The 16,723-nt window shown below is 55.8% G+C and carries 13 protein-coding genes and 1 pseudogene; 4 read left to right on the top strand and 10 right to left on the bottom strand.

Annotated features, from left to right (window positions below; genetic code table 11):
• Nucleotides 1-11: 11 nt before the first annotated feature.
• On the bottom strand, nt 12-224 hold the full coding sequence (osmB, locus tag J5069_RS05575) for an osmotically-inducible lipoprotein OsmB (RefSeq protein ID WP_264642910.1): 213 nt from the start codon (nt 222-224) through the stop codon (nt 12-14).
• 330 nt (nt 225-554) lie between these two features.
• On the opposite strand from osmB, the gene araD reads away from it, so the two are divergent.
• Entirely contained in the window at nt 555-1,250 is a 696-nt protein-coding gene (gene araD, locus J5069_RS05570; protein WP_264643742.1) for an L-ribulose-5-phosphate 4-epimerase, read from the top strand.
• A gap of 2 nt (nt 1,251-1,252) precedes the next feature.
• Here araD and J5069_RS05565 read toward each other — a convergent pair whose 3' ends face one another.
• The gene (locus tag J5069_RS05565; protein WP_264642909.1) at nt 1,253-2,680 is read right to left on the bottom strand and encodes a PLP-dependent aminotransferase family protein; all 1,428 of its coding nucleotides are present in this window, start codon (nt 2,678-2,680) and stop codon (nt 1,253-1,255) included.
• Nucleotides 2,681-2,820: 140 nt separating this feature from the next.
• Here J5069_RS05565 and J5069_RS05560 point away from each other — a divergent pair, with 140 nt between their 5' ends.
• The gene (locus J5069_RS05560; RefSeq protein ID WP_264642908.1) at nt 2,821-3,429 is read left to right on the top strand and encodes a YczE/YyaS/YitT family protein; all 609 of its coding nucleotides are present in this window, start codon (nt 2,821-2,823) and stop codon (nt 3,427-3,429) included.
• Nucleotides 3,430-3,497: 68 nt separating this feature from the next.
• On the opposite strand, the gene J5069_RS05555 is transcribed toward J5069_RS05560, so the two are convergent.
• The 3 genes from J5069_RS05555 to J5069_RS05545 form a co-directional block, all read right to left on the bottom strand.
• Nucleotides 3,498-5,564 (bottom strand): carbon starvation CstA family protein, encoded by a 2,067-nt coding sequence (locus J5069_RS05555; protein WP_264642907.1) that lies wholly within the window; start codon nt 5,562-5,564, stop codon nt 3,498-3,500.
• Nucleotides 5,565-5,822: 258 nt separating this feature from the next.
• Nucleotides 5,823-7,760 (bottom strand): exoribonuclease II, encoded by a 1,938-nt coding sequence (locus J5069_RS05550; protein ID WP_264642906.1) that lies wholly within the window; start codon nt 7,758-7,760, stop codon nt 5,823-5,825.
• A gap of 197 nt (nt 7,761-7,957) precedes the next feature.
• The gene (locus J5069_RS05545) at nt 7,958-10,273 is read right to left on the bottom strand and encodes an FdhF/YdeP family oxidoreductase (RefSeq protein ID WP_264642905.1); all 2,316 of its coding nucleotides are present in this window, start codon (nt 10,271-10,273) and stop codon (nt 7,958-7,960) included.
• Between the two features lie 273 nt (nt 10,274-10,546).
• On the opposite strand from J5069_RS05545, the gene J5069_RS05540 reads away from it, so the two are divergent.
• Nucleotides 10,547-11,452: a LysR family transcriptional regulator gene (locus J5069_RS05540; RefSeq protein ID WP_264643741.1), complete on the top strand. Its 906-nt coding sequence runs from the start codon at nt 10,547-10,549 to the stop codon at nt 11,450-11,452.
• A 57-nt stretch (nt 11,453-11,509) separates the two neighbouring features.
• Here J5069_RS05540 and fabI read toward each other — a convergent pair whose 3' ends face one another.
• From fabI to sapC, 4 genes are all read right to left on the bottom strand, one after another.
• On the bottom strand, nt 11,510-12,298 hold the full coding sequence (fabI, locus tag J5069_RS05535; protein ID WP_264642904.1) for an enoyl-ACP reductase FabI: 789 nt from the start codon (nt 12,296-12,298) through the stop codon (nt 11,510-11,512).
• A 166-nt stretch (nt 12,299-12,464) separates the two neighbouring features.
• Nucleotides 12,465-13,280, bottom strand: a complete 816-nt coding sequence (gene sapF, locus J5069_RS05530) for a putrescine export ABC transporter ATP-binding protein SapF (RefSeq protein WP_264643740.1) — start codon at nt 13,278-13,280, stop codon at nt 12,465-12,467.
• Nucleotides 13,280-14,272, bottom strand: a complete 993-nt coding sequence (gene sapD, locus J5069_RS05525; protein WP_264642903.1) for a putrescine export ABC transporter ATP-binding protein SapD — start codon at nt 14,270-14,272, stop codon at nt 13,280-13,282. The genes sapF and sapD overlap by 1 nt, the downstream gene beginning before the upstream one ends.
• 15 nt (nt 14,273-14,287) lie before the next feature.
• Nucleotides 14,288-15,178, bottom strand: coding sequence for a putrescine export ABC transporter permease SapC (sapC, locus tag J5069_RS05520; RefSeq protein ID WP_264642902.1), 891 nt, complete (start codon nt 15,176-15,178; stop codon nt 14,288-14,290).
• On the opposite strand from sapC, the pseudogene J5069_RS05515 reads away from it, so the two are divergent.
• Nucleotides 15,107-15,445: pseudogene (locus J5069_RS05515) on the top strand (Arm DNA-binding domain-containing protein); the annotation flags it as partial. The gene sapC and the pseudogene J5069_RS05515 overlap by 72 nt on opposite strands.
• Nucleotides 15,446-15,484: 39 nt before the next feature.
• Here J5069_RS05515 and J5069_RS05510 read toward each other — a convergent pair.
• Complete coding sequence (locus J5069_RS05510; protein ID WP_264642901.1) at nt 15,485-16,567, bottom strand: linear amide C-N hydrolase; 1,083 nt, start codon at nt 16,565-16,567, stop codon at nt 15,485-15,487.
• Nucleotides 16,568-16,723 lie beyond the last annotated feature (156 nt).

The following is a 16,723-nucleotide window of genomic DNA, read 5'->3' as shown; positions in this document are numbered from 1 at the left end:
GTCACCGGCGATTAATCGACCTGATGCCCAATAACGCCACCGATAGCAGCGCCGCCCAGCGTGCCCAGCGTGCCGCCACCGGTCAGGATGGCCCCACCGACTGCGCCAGCCCCAGCGCCAATGGCGGTATTACGATCGCGTTTGGACATGTTGGAACAGCCGCTAAGCGTCATGACTAACGCAACGGCGAGGGCAGTAACGACGAAACCTTTTTTCACAATCATGGTGATCTCCTGATGTTTTCGCCCGCGACGGCGGAAAAATATCGCATTACACGATATTTGCACTATTTAATCTGACCTTGTCGGCCATCTCACTCTTTCACTTAGTATAATCGTCGGAAGTGCTCTGGGCAGGTGGAAAAATCCTAATTGCTTCACGCAGGGTTTGCCGTAAATGCTATTGACGTCATTAAGGCAGCGCGGTGATAAATGACTTCCCGGTCATAAAGGCTGATGCGCAGCAGAACCTAGCAGGGTTTATAGCCAGTTAGCCCATGGGTGCCGCCCTCCGACTCCCCGACAATATCCTATCGGATGAAAGGGGGGCGAATGATGTTGGAAGAACTCAAACAGCAGGTGCTGGAGGCGAATCTGGCGCTGCCAGCGCATCACCTGGTGACCTTTACCTGGGGAAATGTCAGTGCAGTCGATCGTCAACAGGGCCTGATGGTGATTAAACCGTCGGGCGTGGCTTATCCCGTGATGACCGCCGAAGATATGGTGGTGGTTGAATTGGCGACCGGGCGCGTGGTTGAAGGTAACAAGAAGCCATCATCGGATTCAGACACACATCGCGTACTCTATCTGGCGTTTGATCAGGTTGGTGGCATCGTGCATACGCACTCGCGCCATGCGACGATTTGGGCGCAGGCGGGTAAAGATTTACCGGCCTTTGGCACCACCCATGCCGACTACTTTTATGGCGCCATCCCTTGCACCCGCCTGATGACAGACGCGGAGATTGACGGCCGCTATGAGTGGGAAACGGGGAATGTGATTGTAGAAACCTTTCACCAACGCCAGCTTTCCCCCTTGGATATCCCCGCCGTGTTGGTCAATGCGCACGGGCCTTTCGCCTGGGGAAAGGACGCCGATACCGCCGTGCACAACGCGGTGGTACTGGAAGAGATCGCCTACATGGGCATCTTTACCCGCCAGTTGACACCGGATGTTGGCCCGATGCAGCAGGAACTGCTGGATAAACACTACCTGCGCAAGCACGGCAAAAACGCCTATTACGGGCAATAAACTTAAATCAACCCACCGCGTGGATAGCTGACGCGGTGGGCTGCTATGCGATCCCACACCGGTCTGATGCGTATTAACGCATCTTCAATTTCATTGACAGGCAGCGTAAACGGGACGCGTAAAAAGCGTTCGAAAGCCCCTTCAATCCCAAAACGTGGCCCTGCGCCAATTCGAATCCCCAAAGTTTCCGCATTGGCTGCCAGCATGGTGGCAACGGGTTGTGGCAGCTCTGCCCACCAGCAGAGACCGCCACTGGGTGTATTCAACTGCCACTCAGGAAACTGGCACGCGATGGCGGCACCGGTCTCGTCCCGCTGTTGACGCAACCCGGCGCGGCGCGCAGGCAAAATCTGTTCTGCATCCTGCAACAGTTCCGCACAGGCGAGCTGTTCCAATAATGGTGAGCCCAAATCCACGGTATCGCGCATCTGGATCAGCGCGGCGATGGTGCGTGCACTGGCACGAATCCAGCCGAGCCGCAGCCCGCCCCAAAAGCTTTTGCCCGCCGAACCCAGCATGATGACGTGTCCGCTGTCATCAAAGGCGGCCAGCGGCGGCGGCGGCGGCACGTCGTACCAGAGTTCCGACATGGTTTCATCCACCACCATTGGTGTGCGCGTGCGTGCGGCGATCTCCGCCACGGTGCGGCGTGTGGCACTGTCCATACAACGACCGGTGGGGTTGTGATAATCGGCGATCAGGTAAGCGAGGCGCGGCGCTGCCTGAGCGATGGTGATGGCAAGGCCATCGGTATCCCATCCCTGATCGGGCAGTGCCACGGGAATCGGGCGACAGGCCGCGCCTTTTATCGCACCAATTGCATGAGGATAGGTCGGGTGTTCAATAATCACCCGATCGCCGGGACCGGTCAGTAGCCGCAGCAGCAAGGTAAAACCGCTGACCGCCCCGTTCACCACCATGATTTGATCCGCCGTGGTGGGCAGGCCGCGCGCGTTGTAACGCTGTGCAATCGCGGTGCGCAGCCGCGGCAGTCCGGCAGCGTCATAGCCGCTCAGTTCGAGATACTCCGGCAACTGAGACAGCGCGCGCGTATAAGCCTGATAGATCTCCGGGCCCGCGGGTAAGGCGGCGCAGGAGAGATCGACCGCAGGCAACGGCAGCCGGGCCGAATTTGGCTCCGTGCGCGCGATGGGTAGCGTCGTGAGGGAGCCGGAGCCCTGTCGGCTGGCAAGATAGCCTTCGCTGCGCAGCTCGGCCAACGCGCCGGTCACCGTGGTGCGGCTGATGTGCAATATTTCCGCCACATCGCGCTCGCCCGGAAGGCGGGTATCCAGCGGCAAACGGCCATCCAGGATCAGCAGCCGCAGGCTATCTGCCAACTGGCGATAGGCCGGAATGCGCGATGCGGGTTGCTGCCAGTTACCGAGCAGACGCTGTAATGAGGCCGAGCCGATTCGCCGTGCAGCCATGGTAAACTCCCAGACGGATTAAAAAGCCACTTTCGATAAACTGGACCTTAAAATAAAGTCCATTTTGCGTCAAGGTAGCATAACTTCCTTGATGACGTCACCCTGTTGGTGACGAAGGGCTTATGGTGGGGTGGAGTACTATGGCGTATCGGCTTGGGTTACTGTATGTGGGATTGGCGCTGTACGGCATGGCAATCGCCATGATGATCCGGGGAAATTTAGGGGTGGACCCGTGGGATGTGTTTCACCTCGGGTTAGCGCAGCATCTGCCCCTGAGTGTGGGCACCATCATTATCCTGATCGGCGCGTTGGTGCTGCTGCTGTGGATCCCGCTGCGCCAGCGACCGGGGTTGGGGACCATCAGTAACGTTGTCGTGATTGGACTGGCAACCAACGTGGGGCTGGATTTACTGCCTGAGTTCGAGCACCTCGGGGCGCGCACAGCGCTGTTGGTGGGGGGTGTCATTACCAACGGGCTCGCCACGGGCATGTATATCGGTGCCGGTTTTGGCCCCGGCCCCCGCGATGGCTTGATGACCGGGATTGTGGCGCGCACCGGATGGCAAATTCGTTATGTGCGTACCGGAATCGAGCTGACGGTGCTGGTGGTGGGATGGATTCTCGGCGGCACGGTGGGCGTAGGTACAGTGGTGTATGCCTTTGCGATTGGCCCGCTGATCCAACTGTTTTTGCCCTATTTTGTCGGGCAGTCACGCGAACGCGCGCTGCAACCGAAGGCCTCATCCTAGTGCCGAAGGCGTAAAAAATGCCCGTCATTGCTGACGGGCATGGGCAAACAGCACCGTTAATGAGGCGGTTAGCGGTGCGGCGTCTCTTCACGCAAGATAACAGCCACTTCTTTTGCCGTCGGCGTCTCGCTTGCCAGAGCACGGCGAATCACGAAAAAGGCAGAAACCAGCATGGTAACCGCTACCAGCATAAAGAACCCGCACAGTGCGGCGTTGATCTGGTTGCTGAACACAATGGTTTCCATATCTTTGAGGGTCTTGGCCGGCGCGATTAGCGTGCCTTGCTCAATGCCCTGCGAGAAGCGTTTAGCCTGAGCCAGAAAACCAATGCTGGCTTTTTCATGGAAAATTTTCTGCCAGCCGGCGGTCATCGAGGTGATAAACAACCAGATGGTTGGCAGTATGGTCACCCAGGCGTAGCGCTGTTTCTTCATTTTGAACAGCACCACGGTGCCAAGAATCAGCGCCATGGACGCCAGCATCTGGTTCCCGATACCAAACAGCGGCCACAAGGTGTTGATCCCGCCGAGGGGATCGATAACGCCCTGATAGACAAAGAAGCCCCAACCAGCGACCGCCACCGTGGTGCCCGCCATGTTACCGAGCCAGGAGTGGCTCTTGCCCATGCCGGGAACGGCGAGGCCAACCAGATCTTGCACCATGAAACGGCAGGCACGGGTACCGGCATCGACGGCGGTCAAGATGAACAGCGCTTCAAACAGGATGGCGAAGTGGTACCAGAATGCCATCATGGCCCGACTGTTAAAAATTTCGGTGATGATATGCGCCATACCGACGGCGAAGGTCGGCGCCCCCCCGGCACGTGACAGAATAGAGGCTTCGCCCACGTCTTTGGCAATCTCACTCAGGGCTTCCGGTGTGATCATAAAGCCCCAGCCGTTGATCACCTGAGAGGCTTGCTCCACGGTGGTACCGATCAGCGCAGACGGAGAGTTCATGGCAAAATAGACGCCCGGATCGATCACCGAAGCGCAAATCAGTGCCATGATCGCCACAAACGATTCCATCAGCATCGCGCCATAGCCAATCATGCGAATGTGACTTTCGCGTTCAATCAGCTTCGGCGTGGTACCGCTGGAGACCAACGCGTGGAACCCAGAGATGGCACCGCAGGCGATGGTGATAAACAGGAAGGGGAACAGGCTACCGGAGAATACCGGGCCGCTACCGTCAATAAAGCGTGTCACTGACGGCATTTTCAGTTCCGGCGTGGCGAACACAATGCCCACGGCCAAACCGGCAATCACACCAATTTTCAGGAAGGTGGAAAGATAATCGCGTGGGGCCAGCAGCAGCCACACCGGCAGCACCGAAGCGATAAAGCCGTAGATCACCAGCGCCCAGGTCAGTGTAGTACCTTGCAAGGTAAAGAAGGGGCCCCAGTAAGGGTGGACAGAGATGTCGCCGCCGTACACGATGGCCATCATCATCAACACAAAACCGATCAGTGAGACTTCAGCAATTTTCCCGGGGCGCAGAAAGCGCATGTAGACGCCCATAAACAGCGCAATCGGAATGGTCGCTGCAATGGTAAACACCCCCCAGGGGCTGTGTGCCAGCGCTTTGACTACCACCAGAGCCAGTGCGGAAAGGATGATTATCATCACCCCCAGTGCACCCAGCATGGTGACCACACCCGCAAAGGTGCCTAACTCTTGCTTTGCCATTTCCCCGAGTGAACGACCATCGCGGCGCGTTGAGATAAACAGCACCAGAAAATCCTGTACCGCACCGGCGAACATCACCCCGACCAAGATCCAGATGGTGCCCGGCAAAAAGCCCATCTGCGCGGCGAGAATTGGGCCAACCAACGGGCCTGCCCCGGCGATAGCGGCGAAGTGGTGACCAAACAGCACCCACTTGTTGGTGGGAACATAATCCAACCCGTCATTGTGGCGCTCAGCCGGCGTGACGCGGCGGTCGTCCAGTTCAAACACTTTTTTAGCAATAAACAGACTGTAAAAGCGGTAGGCAATGCTGTAGCAGGATACGGCAGCAATGACCAACCACACGGCATTAACGTGTTCTCCGCGGCTTAAGGCCAGCATAGCGAAGGCGATAGCCCCCGCTAATGCGACCAACAGCCAGATCACTATGCTCTTGACATTATTCATGACAACGGCTCCTTCGTTACCCAACTAATGGGGCGAGAGTTTTGCTGGCTTTATAGGGAGTGACGCCATAGCAAACGGCGTGACCATTAAAAACATAGTGTATTTCAGCGTGATGCGCGGCAGGTGCAGATGAGAAAATGTGAGCAAGAGTGAATTTTTGTAAATTAAATGCAGTTTTGGCTAACGATGATGGGTGCGGGGAGAACCTGATGTGGGGAAAACAGTGTCGCCAACCGGCAGGCTGGCGACACCAAAACGTTATGCTGCGGGCTTGGCAATGATACTGCGTGTTTCCATGCGAACATCGGTCAATACCACGTCCAGCGTATCGCTTTGACGGTAGACCACTTCACCTTTGACGGAGACCGTGCCGGTTTCCTGACTGCTGACTAACTCATCGCGCACCGCGTGAATAAACGAGGCCGGGATAAAGGCAACGGCACCGTTATCCAGCAAACGCACCCGCAGACCACCGCGCGTCACATCGATGATCTCGGCGTTGAAGCGAGTATCGCTCCCGGCTTTCGGTTTCAGGAAACGCGCATAGAGCCAGTCACCGACGTCACGCTCTGCCATCCGGTTTAAACGGCGGCGCTCCGCCATTTGTTGCGTGATGTCATCTTGCGGTTTCTCGGCAGGCTGTTGGCAAATAATCGCTTTCAGCAGGCGATGGTTGATCATGTCACCGAATTTACGGATAGGCGAGGTCCAGGTGGCATATGCGTCCAGCCCCAAACCGAAATGCGGCCCCGGCGTGGTGGAGACTTCGGCGAAGGTTTGGAACCGACGAATGCGGCTGTCTAAGAATGACGTTGGAAGCGCATCCAACTCGCGGCGCAGTTTGCAAAAACCGTCCAGCGTCAACAACGCGGCAGCATCCGCTTCAATGCCGTTGTTGCTCAATACCGTCACGGCCTGATCGACCTGCGTCGGTTCGAAGCCGTTATGCACGTTGTAAATGCCGAAGCCCAGCTTCTCTTTAAGCATGCGCGCGGCGCAGATATTGGCGGTGATCATGGTTTCTTCGACGATGCGATTGGCGATACGGCGCTGCTCAACCACGATATCCAGCACATCGCCCTGCTCGCCGAGCAGGAAACGGTAATCGGGACGATCTTTAAACACCAGCGCATGGGTGGCTCGCCAGGCGCTGCGGGCCATACCGATGCGGTGCAGCAAACGAATCTGCTCGGCAACGGCATTGTTCTCTGGCTGCCATTCACCCTGTTGCTCCAGCCAGTCTGAAACGTTGTCGTAAACCAGCTTGGCCTTGGATTCTACCCAGGCGGCAAAGAACTGCACATCGTCGCCCAGCGTACCGTCTTCCGCGATCGTGACGCGGCATACTACCGCCGGACGGCGCTCTTGGGCGCGCAGGGAGCAGAGGTCATCGGAAAGCACGCGCGGCAGCATCGGAATATTGAATCCCGGCAGATAGTTGGTGAACGCGCGTTGACGCGCCAGCGTATCCAGCGTAGTGCCCGCTTCCACGTAGGCGGTAGGATCGGCAATGGCGATAGTGAGTTCCAGCGTGCCGTCGCCGTTGTCTTTGGCGTACAGCGCATCGTCCATGTCTTCGGTGCTGGCGCTGTCGATGGTAACAAAGGTCAGGTCGGTCAAATCTTCGCGCGTCAGGTTGCCGTCATTGAGCGTCAATTCGCTGTCCATCTCTGGCGCAGTACGCTCAAGGTTATGACGTGACAACGTCACCCACCACGGTGCCAGCGGATCGTCACCGGTGGTGATGTATTGCGTTAATTCAGCATGAAAGCTGCGATCGCCTTTAAGCGGATGGCGGCGCATTTCCGCCACGGCCCAATCGCCGTCCTGAAAGGTGTGATTCGCATCGTGCCCGGTACGGCAGGGAATCGCCTCTTTTAACAGCGGATGATCGGGCAGGATGGCAAAGCGGTCATCCTTTTTCTGCACGCGGCCAACAAAGCGCGTCAAAAAGGGTTCAATCAGGGATTCCGGCTCGGCGATTTCACGATCTTTATCGGTGTGCAGCGTCGCAACGATGCGATCGCCATGCATCACTTTCTTCATCTGCGGTGGCGGAATAAAATAGCTTTTTTGTGCGTCGACTTCCAAAAAACCAAACCCTTTATCAGTGCCTTTTACCACGCCTTCAGCACGCGGAGTTTGGGAGTGAAGTTGCTGTTTTAGCTGGGCAAGCAGCGGATTATCTTGAAACATAATAAGTAAAAGAGATGTCCAGATGCGGTTATTAACGACACTAATGAATGGCAAACAGTTTTACGCGAAACCTGTGCTGGCGGCAAGCGTGATGTATATCAATCAGGGCAATCTTCGCGTTTTGAGAATAACCGCTAATGCATCACGTAACGCGATTGCAACGCAGGCGTCCCGGTTGCTGCCGGGACGCCTGAACGTCAGGCGATGCGTCGCTCAGGTTGTGTATCGCGTTGGCTGCGGGTTATGGCTACGGGCACCGATTTTGAGGTCGGCGTAGAGGTTTCATCACCTACGCTGGAGAGCGGCACCAACGGATTGGTTTCCGGGTAATAGGCGGCCAAATTGCCGCGAGGAATGTTGTAGCTGACCAGGCGAAACCCGCTCACCTTGCGCGTGACACCATCGTGCCACAGTGTCTCGATGTCTACGTTGTCGCCGTCAGCCAACCCCAGCGCCGCGATGTCCTGCGGATTGATAAACAGCACTTCGCGTTGCCCGTAAACGCCGCGATAGCGGTCATCCAGGCCATAAATGGTGGTGTTGTACTGATCGTGCGAACGCAGGGTTTGCAGGGTAAAGGGGGCCTGCTGCGCGCCGAGCTGTGGGAACAGGGTTTTCGGCAGCGGAGCGGCGCAGAAATTGGCTTTGCGATTCGGGGTGTTAAAGCAAAGCTCAGCCGCCGCATTGCCCAGATAGAATCCGCCCGGCTGTTCACAACGGAGGTTGAAATCGTTAAAACCGGGCAGGGTGGCGGCGATGTGATCGCGGATCAGTGAATAATCCCCCGCGAGTGCCAGCCAATCCACCGGTTGGCTGCCCAACGTTGCATCGGCAATGCCCGCGACGATAGCGGTCTCAGAACGCTGCTGTTCTGAAAGCGGATAGCCCACGCCCTCTGAGGCGTGCACCATGCTAAACGAATCTTCCACGGTAACAAACTGCGGACCGCTGGCTTGGATATCGCGCTCGGTGCGTCCCAGCGTCGGCAGGATCAGCGCGTCTTGCTCACCGGTGATCAGGTGGCTGCGGTTGAGTTTGGTGCTGATGTGTACCGTGAGCTGACAGCGGCGCAGGGCGGCTTCGGTGCGCGGCGAGTCTGGCGCTGCGGCGGCAAGGTTGCCGCCCAACGCGATCAACACGCGAACCTCATCGCGCAGCATGGCTTCCAGCGCTTCCACGGTATTATGGCCGGATTCGCGCGGTGGTGTGAAACCAAAGTGCGCACCGAGGCGGTCGAGAAACGCCTGACTCGGTTTCTCATCAATGCCCATGGTGCGGTTTCCCTGCACGTTGCTGTGTCCACGCACCGGGCACAACCCTGCGCCCGGCTTGCCTAACTGACCGAACAGCAGTTGCAGATTGGCGATCTCGCGCACCGTAGCCACGGAGTGTTTATGCTGAGTGACACCCATGGCCCAGGTGCAAATGACGCGCGGCGAGCGTTGATAGATATCGGCCACGGCGCGTAATTGCGCTTCGCCTAAACCGGATTGCTGTTCAATCTCGTCCCATGTCGTGGCATCCACCACCGCCAGGTACGCTTCAACATCGGCGGTGTGGCTGGCGATAAACGCACTGTCGAACAGACCCGGCTGCTGCTGCGCCAGACGCTGACGATGTGTCTCCAACAGGGCCTTGACCATTCCGCGCACGGCGGCCATATCGCCGCCGAGATGAGGTTGCAGGTAGGTTTCGCTGATGGTGCCGGACAGCGGTGTCAGCAGCTCCAGCGGGTTTTGCGGGTTGGCAAAGCGCTCCAGACCGCGTTCGCGCAGTGTATTGAATGACACGATGTGCGCGCCGCGATCGGCGGCATGACGCAGGCTGTGAAGCATACGCGGATGGTTGGTGCCGGGATTTTGTCCGAAGACGAAAATGGCATCAGCGTGTTCAAAATCTTCAAGGCGAATGGTGCCTTTACCAACACCGATACTCTGTTTCAAACCGGTACCGCTGGCTTCGTGGCACATATTGGAGCAGTCGGGAAAATTATTGGTGCCAAACAGGCGACCAAACAGCTGATACAGGTAAGAGGCTTCGTTGCTGGCGCGTCCCGAGGTGTACAGTTCCAACTGATTGGGGTGCTCCAGTGCCTGAAGGTGCCGGGCGATCAGCGCAAAAGCCTCCTGCCACTCTATCGGGACATAGCGATCGCTGGCGCGGTCGTAGCGCATCGGATGGGTCAACCGCCCCTGATACTCGAGAAAATAGTCACTTTGCTGACGCAGACGGCTCACGCTGTGGGCGGCAAAGAACGCCGGATCGATGGCTTTGCGCGTGGCTTCCCAACTCACCGCCTTGGCCCCGTTTTCGCAAAAACTGAAGGTGCTGCTGTTATCGTCGCCCCAGGCACAGCCGGGGCAGTCAAATCCTTTCGATTTATTGACACGCAGCAAGTTTCGGATATTTTTCAGCGCTTGCTTGCTGTCGAGCACAAAGCGGGTTGTGGCTTCTAAAGAGCCCCAACCACCTGCTGCGCTCTGATAGGGCTTGATGGCGGGTTTGAATTTCATGGTGGTGTCCGCAGGTGTTGAATGTTTATGTTATGTAAATTTTATATTAAATATTTGCGATGTGTGATCAGTCTAAGAGTGAGGACGACAGTCGTCTAATCGACTGTGGCTATGGCGCGATTAGCCAGGGCTATTGAATTTATGTGCTTGGTATATTTCACATTTTATAAACCCTCCGACGCGAATGACTTGCGGTGCACGGAAAAATTGGTTTCACTGTCATTTCCGCGGGGACCTCTCCCTTAATGCGAGTGTGCGACAGGAAACGATATTATCGACATCAAACAGCTTATTTACCTGTGCAATCTTGAGAAAGAGCGTCATTTTGGGCGCGCGGCGGAGGCCAGCTTCGTCAGCCAACCCACGCTCTCAATGCGGCTGAAAAACCTGGAGCGCGAGCTCGATTTGGCGCTGATCAATCGCGGGAACAATTTTGAAGGGTTCACGGCAGAGGGTGAGCGCGTTTTGGCCTGGGCGCGAGAAATCGTCTCGATTTATCAGGGATTGAAGCTGGAAGTGGCGTCGCTCAAGCGCGGCGTGAGCGGCGTATTGCGTATCGGTGCCGTGCCGCAATCGGGAATGGTGCTGCCGCAACTGCTGGCTGCTGCCCATGAACGCTACCCGCAGCTCGACTATCAGGTCTCGTTATTCAGTGCCGATCAGCTTCTGGAAGCGCTCAATGCCCATACGGTGGATATTGGTCTGGGTTTTTTCGAACTTGCCACGCTCAAAGAGCTGGCTTTCCAGGCGGCACCCTTGCACCGCAGCGACATTGCGCTGGTGTATCATCCGCAGGCATTCCCGCAGATGATCGGAGAGACGCCGCTGGCATTAGCGGATTTGGCCGATGTGTCGCTGTGTCTGGCAGAGCCCAGCCGCTATTTTCGGCGCTATCTCGATGGACACTTTCGCGAGTCGGGTGTGACGCCGCGGGTTAAAGTGGAAAGTGCCTCGGTGATGCAACTGATGCAGAGTGTCTTTTTAGGATTGGGCTGCGCCGTCGTGCCACAGGGAAGCCTGCTGCCGGACATGATACCCGCACTGCGTTTTCGCCCACTTACGCTGCCACCGATGCAGCGTCAGGCGGCACTGGTTGTGGCGCCGGTCGGTAAGGTGACGGCACTGGCGCAAAACTTCTTTGTTTTCGCTCAGGCGTGGTTGGCAGAAAACGCGCCTTAAGTTGGGACGAAAAAAAACCACCGGATACCGGTGGTTTTCATCGATAGCGGTTGGAAATTAATCCAGTTCCAGCTCATTCATCGCAGCAATGTTGAAGCCGCCATCTACGTGCAGAACTTCACCGGAGATACCGGCGGACAGATTCGAGCACAGGAAGGCGGCGGTATTGCCCACGTCTTCAATTGTGACCACACGGCGAATAGGCGTCACGGCCTCGCAGTGGGAGAGCATTTTCTTGAAGTTCTTGATGCCAGACGCGGCCAGCGTGCGGATCGGGCCGGCGGAAATGGCGTTAACACGCACACCCTGCGCGCCCATGGCGTTTGCCATGTAGCGAACGTTGGCTTCCAGAGAGGCTTTTGCCAGACCCATCACATTGTAGTTCGGGATAGCGCGCTCGGCACCCAGATAGGAGAGGGTGACCAACGCAGAGTTCGGGTTCAGCATGGCGCGGCAGGCTTTAGCCATCGCCACGAAGCTGTAGGAACTGATATCGTGCGCCACGCGGAACCCGTCACGGGTCACGGCGTTGACGTAATCACCATCCAGTTGATCGCCCGGGGCGAACGCGATGGAGTGAACAAAACCGTCAAAGGTCGGCCATACGTTAGCCAGTTCTGCAAACAGGGCTTCGATGCTGGCATCTTCCGCAACGTCGCACGGCAGTACGATGCTGGAACCCAGTTCTTGTGCGAAGCCTTCAACACGCGATTTCAGCTTGTCGTTCTGGTACGTAAACGCCAGTTCAGCGCCTTCGCGTTGCATCGCCTGTGCGATACCGAATGCAATTGAGCGGTTACTGGCAACACCCGTTACCAAAATGCGCTTACCGGTTAGAAAACCCATAGCAGTAATCCTTGTGATTATAGTTGCTGCGAACGCCTGCACAGAATGCGTTAATCGGGGCGTTCGAAGTGAGTAAACCGGGCGATTCTAGCATGGTTGCCCCCCGTGGGGTACTCCGAGCAGTATCACCCGCGCGTTTGCCGCGATGTCGCGCTGGCGAATCCGGCTAAAACTGTGCACCGTCGCGGCGCCAGGCATCGGCGCTGAGCGCCTCGCCAAAGTGGCTGGCAATCAGGCGTTTGGTCAAATCGTGCAGCGGCGCTGCCAGCACGTCTGCCGTGCTGCCTCGCTCTACCACTTCACCGGCGTGCATCACCACGATCTGATCGCTGATATGCTTCATCATGCCCAGATGCTGAGTGACATAAATATAGGAGATCCCTTGTTCCTCCTGGAGTTCCAGCATCAAATTGATGATTTGCGAGCGCATCGACATATCCAACGAAGCCAGTGCCTCATCCGCCACGATCACCTTGGGCTGCAAGATCAACGCGCGCGCCAGCCCCACGCGCTGTTTTTGACCGGGGGCCAGCGCCTGTGGGTAGTAATAGGCGTGGTCAGGGCGCAAGCCTACCTGTTGCAGCGTCTGGTTGATCATTTTTTCCCGCTCGTGGCCGTTCAACGTGGTATTCAAGCGCAGCGGCATATCGAGCAGTTGGCCGATACGCTGGCGCGGGTTGAGCGCGTTGCCCGCGTCCTGAAAAATCATGCGTACCTGCTGGCAGCGGTAGCGATAATCGCCGTAGCATAACGGATGATCGTTAATCAGCAGTTCACCGGAGGTCGGTGGAATGACGCCCGCCAGCATTTTCGCCAGGGTCGATTTTCCCGAGCCGTTCTCGCCGATGATTGCCAGCGTCTGCCGCGCGCGCAGCGTAAAACTCACCGATTTCACGGCTTCAACGTGTTGGCGGTGAAACAACCCGGTACGGTAGCGGAAGGTTTTGGTCAGGTTGCGCGCTTCGAGCAGAATGTCATCCATCATTGCTCCTCCGTATTAAGCGGGAAATGGCAGGCAAACCAGTGATTTTTGGTCGATACCAACAGCGGCGTCTGCATGCATTTTTTCTGCGAATAGGGGCAGCGCGGGCCCAAACGGCAGCCTACCGGTAGATATTCAAGGGACGGAATGGCTCCCGGCAGCGTGTTGAGTCTGCTCTTGTGCGGCAGCGAGCGCCCGAAATCGGGCATGGCGCGGATCAACGCCTGGGTGTAAGGGTGGTGCGGTGCGGTAATCAACTCTTCGCTCGGCGCGCTTTCCACCGTTTGTCCGCAGTACAGCACGTTGATGCGATCGGCCCACTTGCTCATGGTTTGCAGGTCATGGCTGATCAATAGAATGGTGGTGTTATTGTTCTGGTTCAGCCGCGACAGTAGCCGGAAAATCTGCGCCTGGGTGGTAGATTCCATCGCATTGGTCGGTTCATCGGCGATCAGCAGACGCGGCTGGTTCGCCAACGCGATGGCAATCATCACCTTCTGGCACTCGCCGTCCGTCAATTCGTAGGGGTAGCTGCGCATGATATCTTTGTGATCTTTGATGCCAACCCGGTGCAACAGCTCGATAGCGCGGCGTTTGCGCCACTGAAAGCGTTGCCACCACCGGCCCTTATAGGTCCAACCGGGGATGGCAAGCATCAGCTGTTTGCCAATGTGCTCGGAAGGATCGAGACAGGATTGCGGCTCCTGAAAAATCATCGACACGTTATGGCCGACCAGCTTACGCCGGGCGCGGGGCGACAGTTGCAGCAAGTCGATATCATCAAAGCGGAAGCGGTCAGCGGTCACCCGCCAGTTATCTTTGGTCACGCCGCAGATGGCTTTGGCGATAAGGCTCTTGCCCGATCCCGATTCGCCCACCAGACCGCGAATCTCCCCTTCGGTCAGGGTAATGCTGACGCGATCGACCGCCTTGACCGGGCCGTCAGGCGTAAGGAATTCAATGGTCAGATTACGAATATCAAGTAGTGCCATGGTTCGTCTCCGCCATTAATCCATTTGCGACAGCAGGGAACGGCGGATGCCATCACCCAGCAGATTGACAATCAGCACGCTGAGGGTAATGGCCACACCCGGCAACATCACCGTCCAGGGCGCGGCATACACCAGTTCCAACGAATTGCCCAACATGGCACCCCATTCCGGCGTCGGCATCTGGGCCCCCAAATCGAGAAAGCCCAGCGCGGAAATGTCCAGAATGGCGATAGAGAGCGCACGGGTAAACTCGGACACCAGCACCGGCCCGATATTGGGCAACACCACGTACCAAATGATATAGCGGGTTGATGCGCCGTCTAACCGGGCGGCGATCACATATTCCTTATCCATCTCATCGTGCACGGCGGTGTAGAGCGTTCTCACCATGCGCGGCAGCAGCGCCAGCCACACGGCCAGCATGGCATGGACCAAATCCGGGCCGATAAAGGCGATCACTACGATGGCCAGCAGCAATGACGGTATTGACAGCAGCGTATCGAGAATATGGTTCAATAATGCGGAGCGCAGGCCGTGGGTTACGCCGGCTAAGGTGCCGATCATAATGCCGCAGAAAGCCGCCGCGTAGGTGACAATCAGCGCCGAGCCGACCGTCGCGGCCGTACCGGTTAGTAACCGGCTTAACAGATCGCGCCCGAGATCGTCTGTGCCGAGAAAGAAGGAGACTTCACCGTAATGTGACCAGGAGGGCGGTAACAGCTGATAGCCCAAAAATTGCTGATCGACGGCATAAGGAGCGATGGCTGAGCCAAACAGACACAGAAACAGCAGCGCCAAAAAGCCGTACAGCCCAATCATCGCCAGCGTATCGCGATGGAAAAATTGCCAGATATCACGCACCCGGCTGGGCAGGCGCTTTTCACTGTAAACGTTATCGAAGGGCATATGATGTCACTTGAACTGCTTTTGATGCATGTGGTGTTACTCTACTTATATCAATCATATCATTACCTTGGATCAGGAAAGCACCGAAACAAAGTAGAGGTAATCTATGATTCACATAGACTGAATGTCAGGCACTCGATTTCCGGTAGCACTACTTACCGATGCCGCAGGGAAAAGAAACCCGCAGCATTAAGCATAGGTGATTATCCTTCGATATCCCCGTCGCAGGCAAGAGAGCGCGGGCAGCAATTTGGTACCTGGATCACCGAAGGTCACCACCTGCGCTGCGGACTGCCTGGATGCCGTTTACTGTTCCACATTTATTCTCTCAAAAAAGGGCGCTTTCTTGTCTTTGATTTTATCAAAAGAGAATTCTGTGTAGTTAATATCGGTATATCCTTTCACCAACATTTTCCCTTGCGTAAGGTCAGACAGGCTTGTCCATACGGTATACTCCGTCTGTGATGGCTTAGCGTCTCCCTGCCCATTTTTCTCATCCACACTACTATCTTTGATGCGGTCAAAGCGGTTCATAATGTGCGCTAGCGTATTCATCGCGAGTTGTGAATTTGCCGGCTTTTGCGCATAGGTCGTATAAAATACACCACGAATGAATCGGCCTACAGAGGTGTCTGACGATGGCAGCGCCGAAACGGCAATACCGCTGTCGGGTTGACTGACGGGGATGTTCCCAAGGGTTGAGTGAGAGCGATCAACATTGGTCAGTTGCGTATAGTTATTCAGATTCTGCAAGTGCCAAGGGAAACCAGGTCCATTGGTCATTACGCGAGTTGGATTTTCATAGACCTTTAATTTACCATCAACAGCTTCAATAACGATACTGCCGCCGTTTTTATCATAAAACGCATAATGAAATGGCGCTTTAATGTTGCCAAATCCTTTAATCACAGGCGAGCGAAATTTAGTCTTTTCTACCGACGCTTTGACTTCACTGACGCTAGAAAATTGAGATAAGGCCCATTCGCCTATCGCAGTGACGGGGATGGCATCTTTATATTCATTGGGCTTCAAATCATCAAGCTCAGCGCTATTTATCATGTTGGCACTGAATGAAAGCCCTCCGCTATTCATACCTTGGAAAATGTTATATATATCACCATCGTCATATACCTTGGTACTAATCGCAAGTATTTTGAAATGAGACTGATAGCGTACCCCATTTTCTCCATCGGGTGTCTTCTTCTGAAAAACCGTGTTTTCAGGATAATAGGTTATCCAGGAAGGGAGGTCTGTCGTTAGCTCAAGCGTACGGCCATGGTATAAATTATTGTTGGTATCCAAAATGGCCAGGCTGGTACAGGATTCTGCACTAAATTGCACAGAAAAAAACAGCGGGAACATAAAATAAAGAAGGTGTTTTTTTTTCATTCAAGATACTCCTTATGATTAAAAACAATAATGATATCAATTAAGTATCTCTGCCGCCCATAGCTGAAATTCTATTATAATCACCCTCTATCATAGCGCTAAATCAGCACAGGTTACAGCAACATAGCAAAAGATTTGATGAGTGTAATGCTATCC

This window comes from Candidatus Symbiopectobacterium sp. NZEC127 (assembly GCF_025962675.1).
Taxonomy (GTDB): domain Bacteria; phylum Pseudomonadota; class Gammaproteobacteria; order Enterobacterales; family Enterobacteriaceae; genus Symbiopectobacterium.
This window is presented reverse-complemented; position numbering and strand designations above follow the sequence as displayed.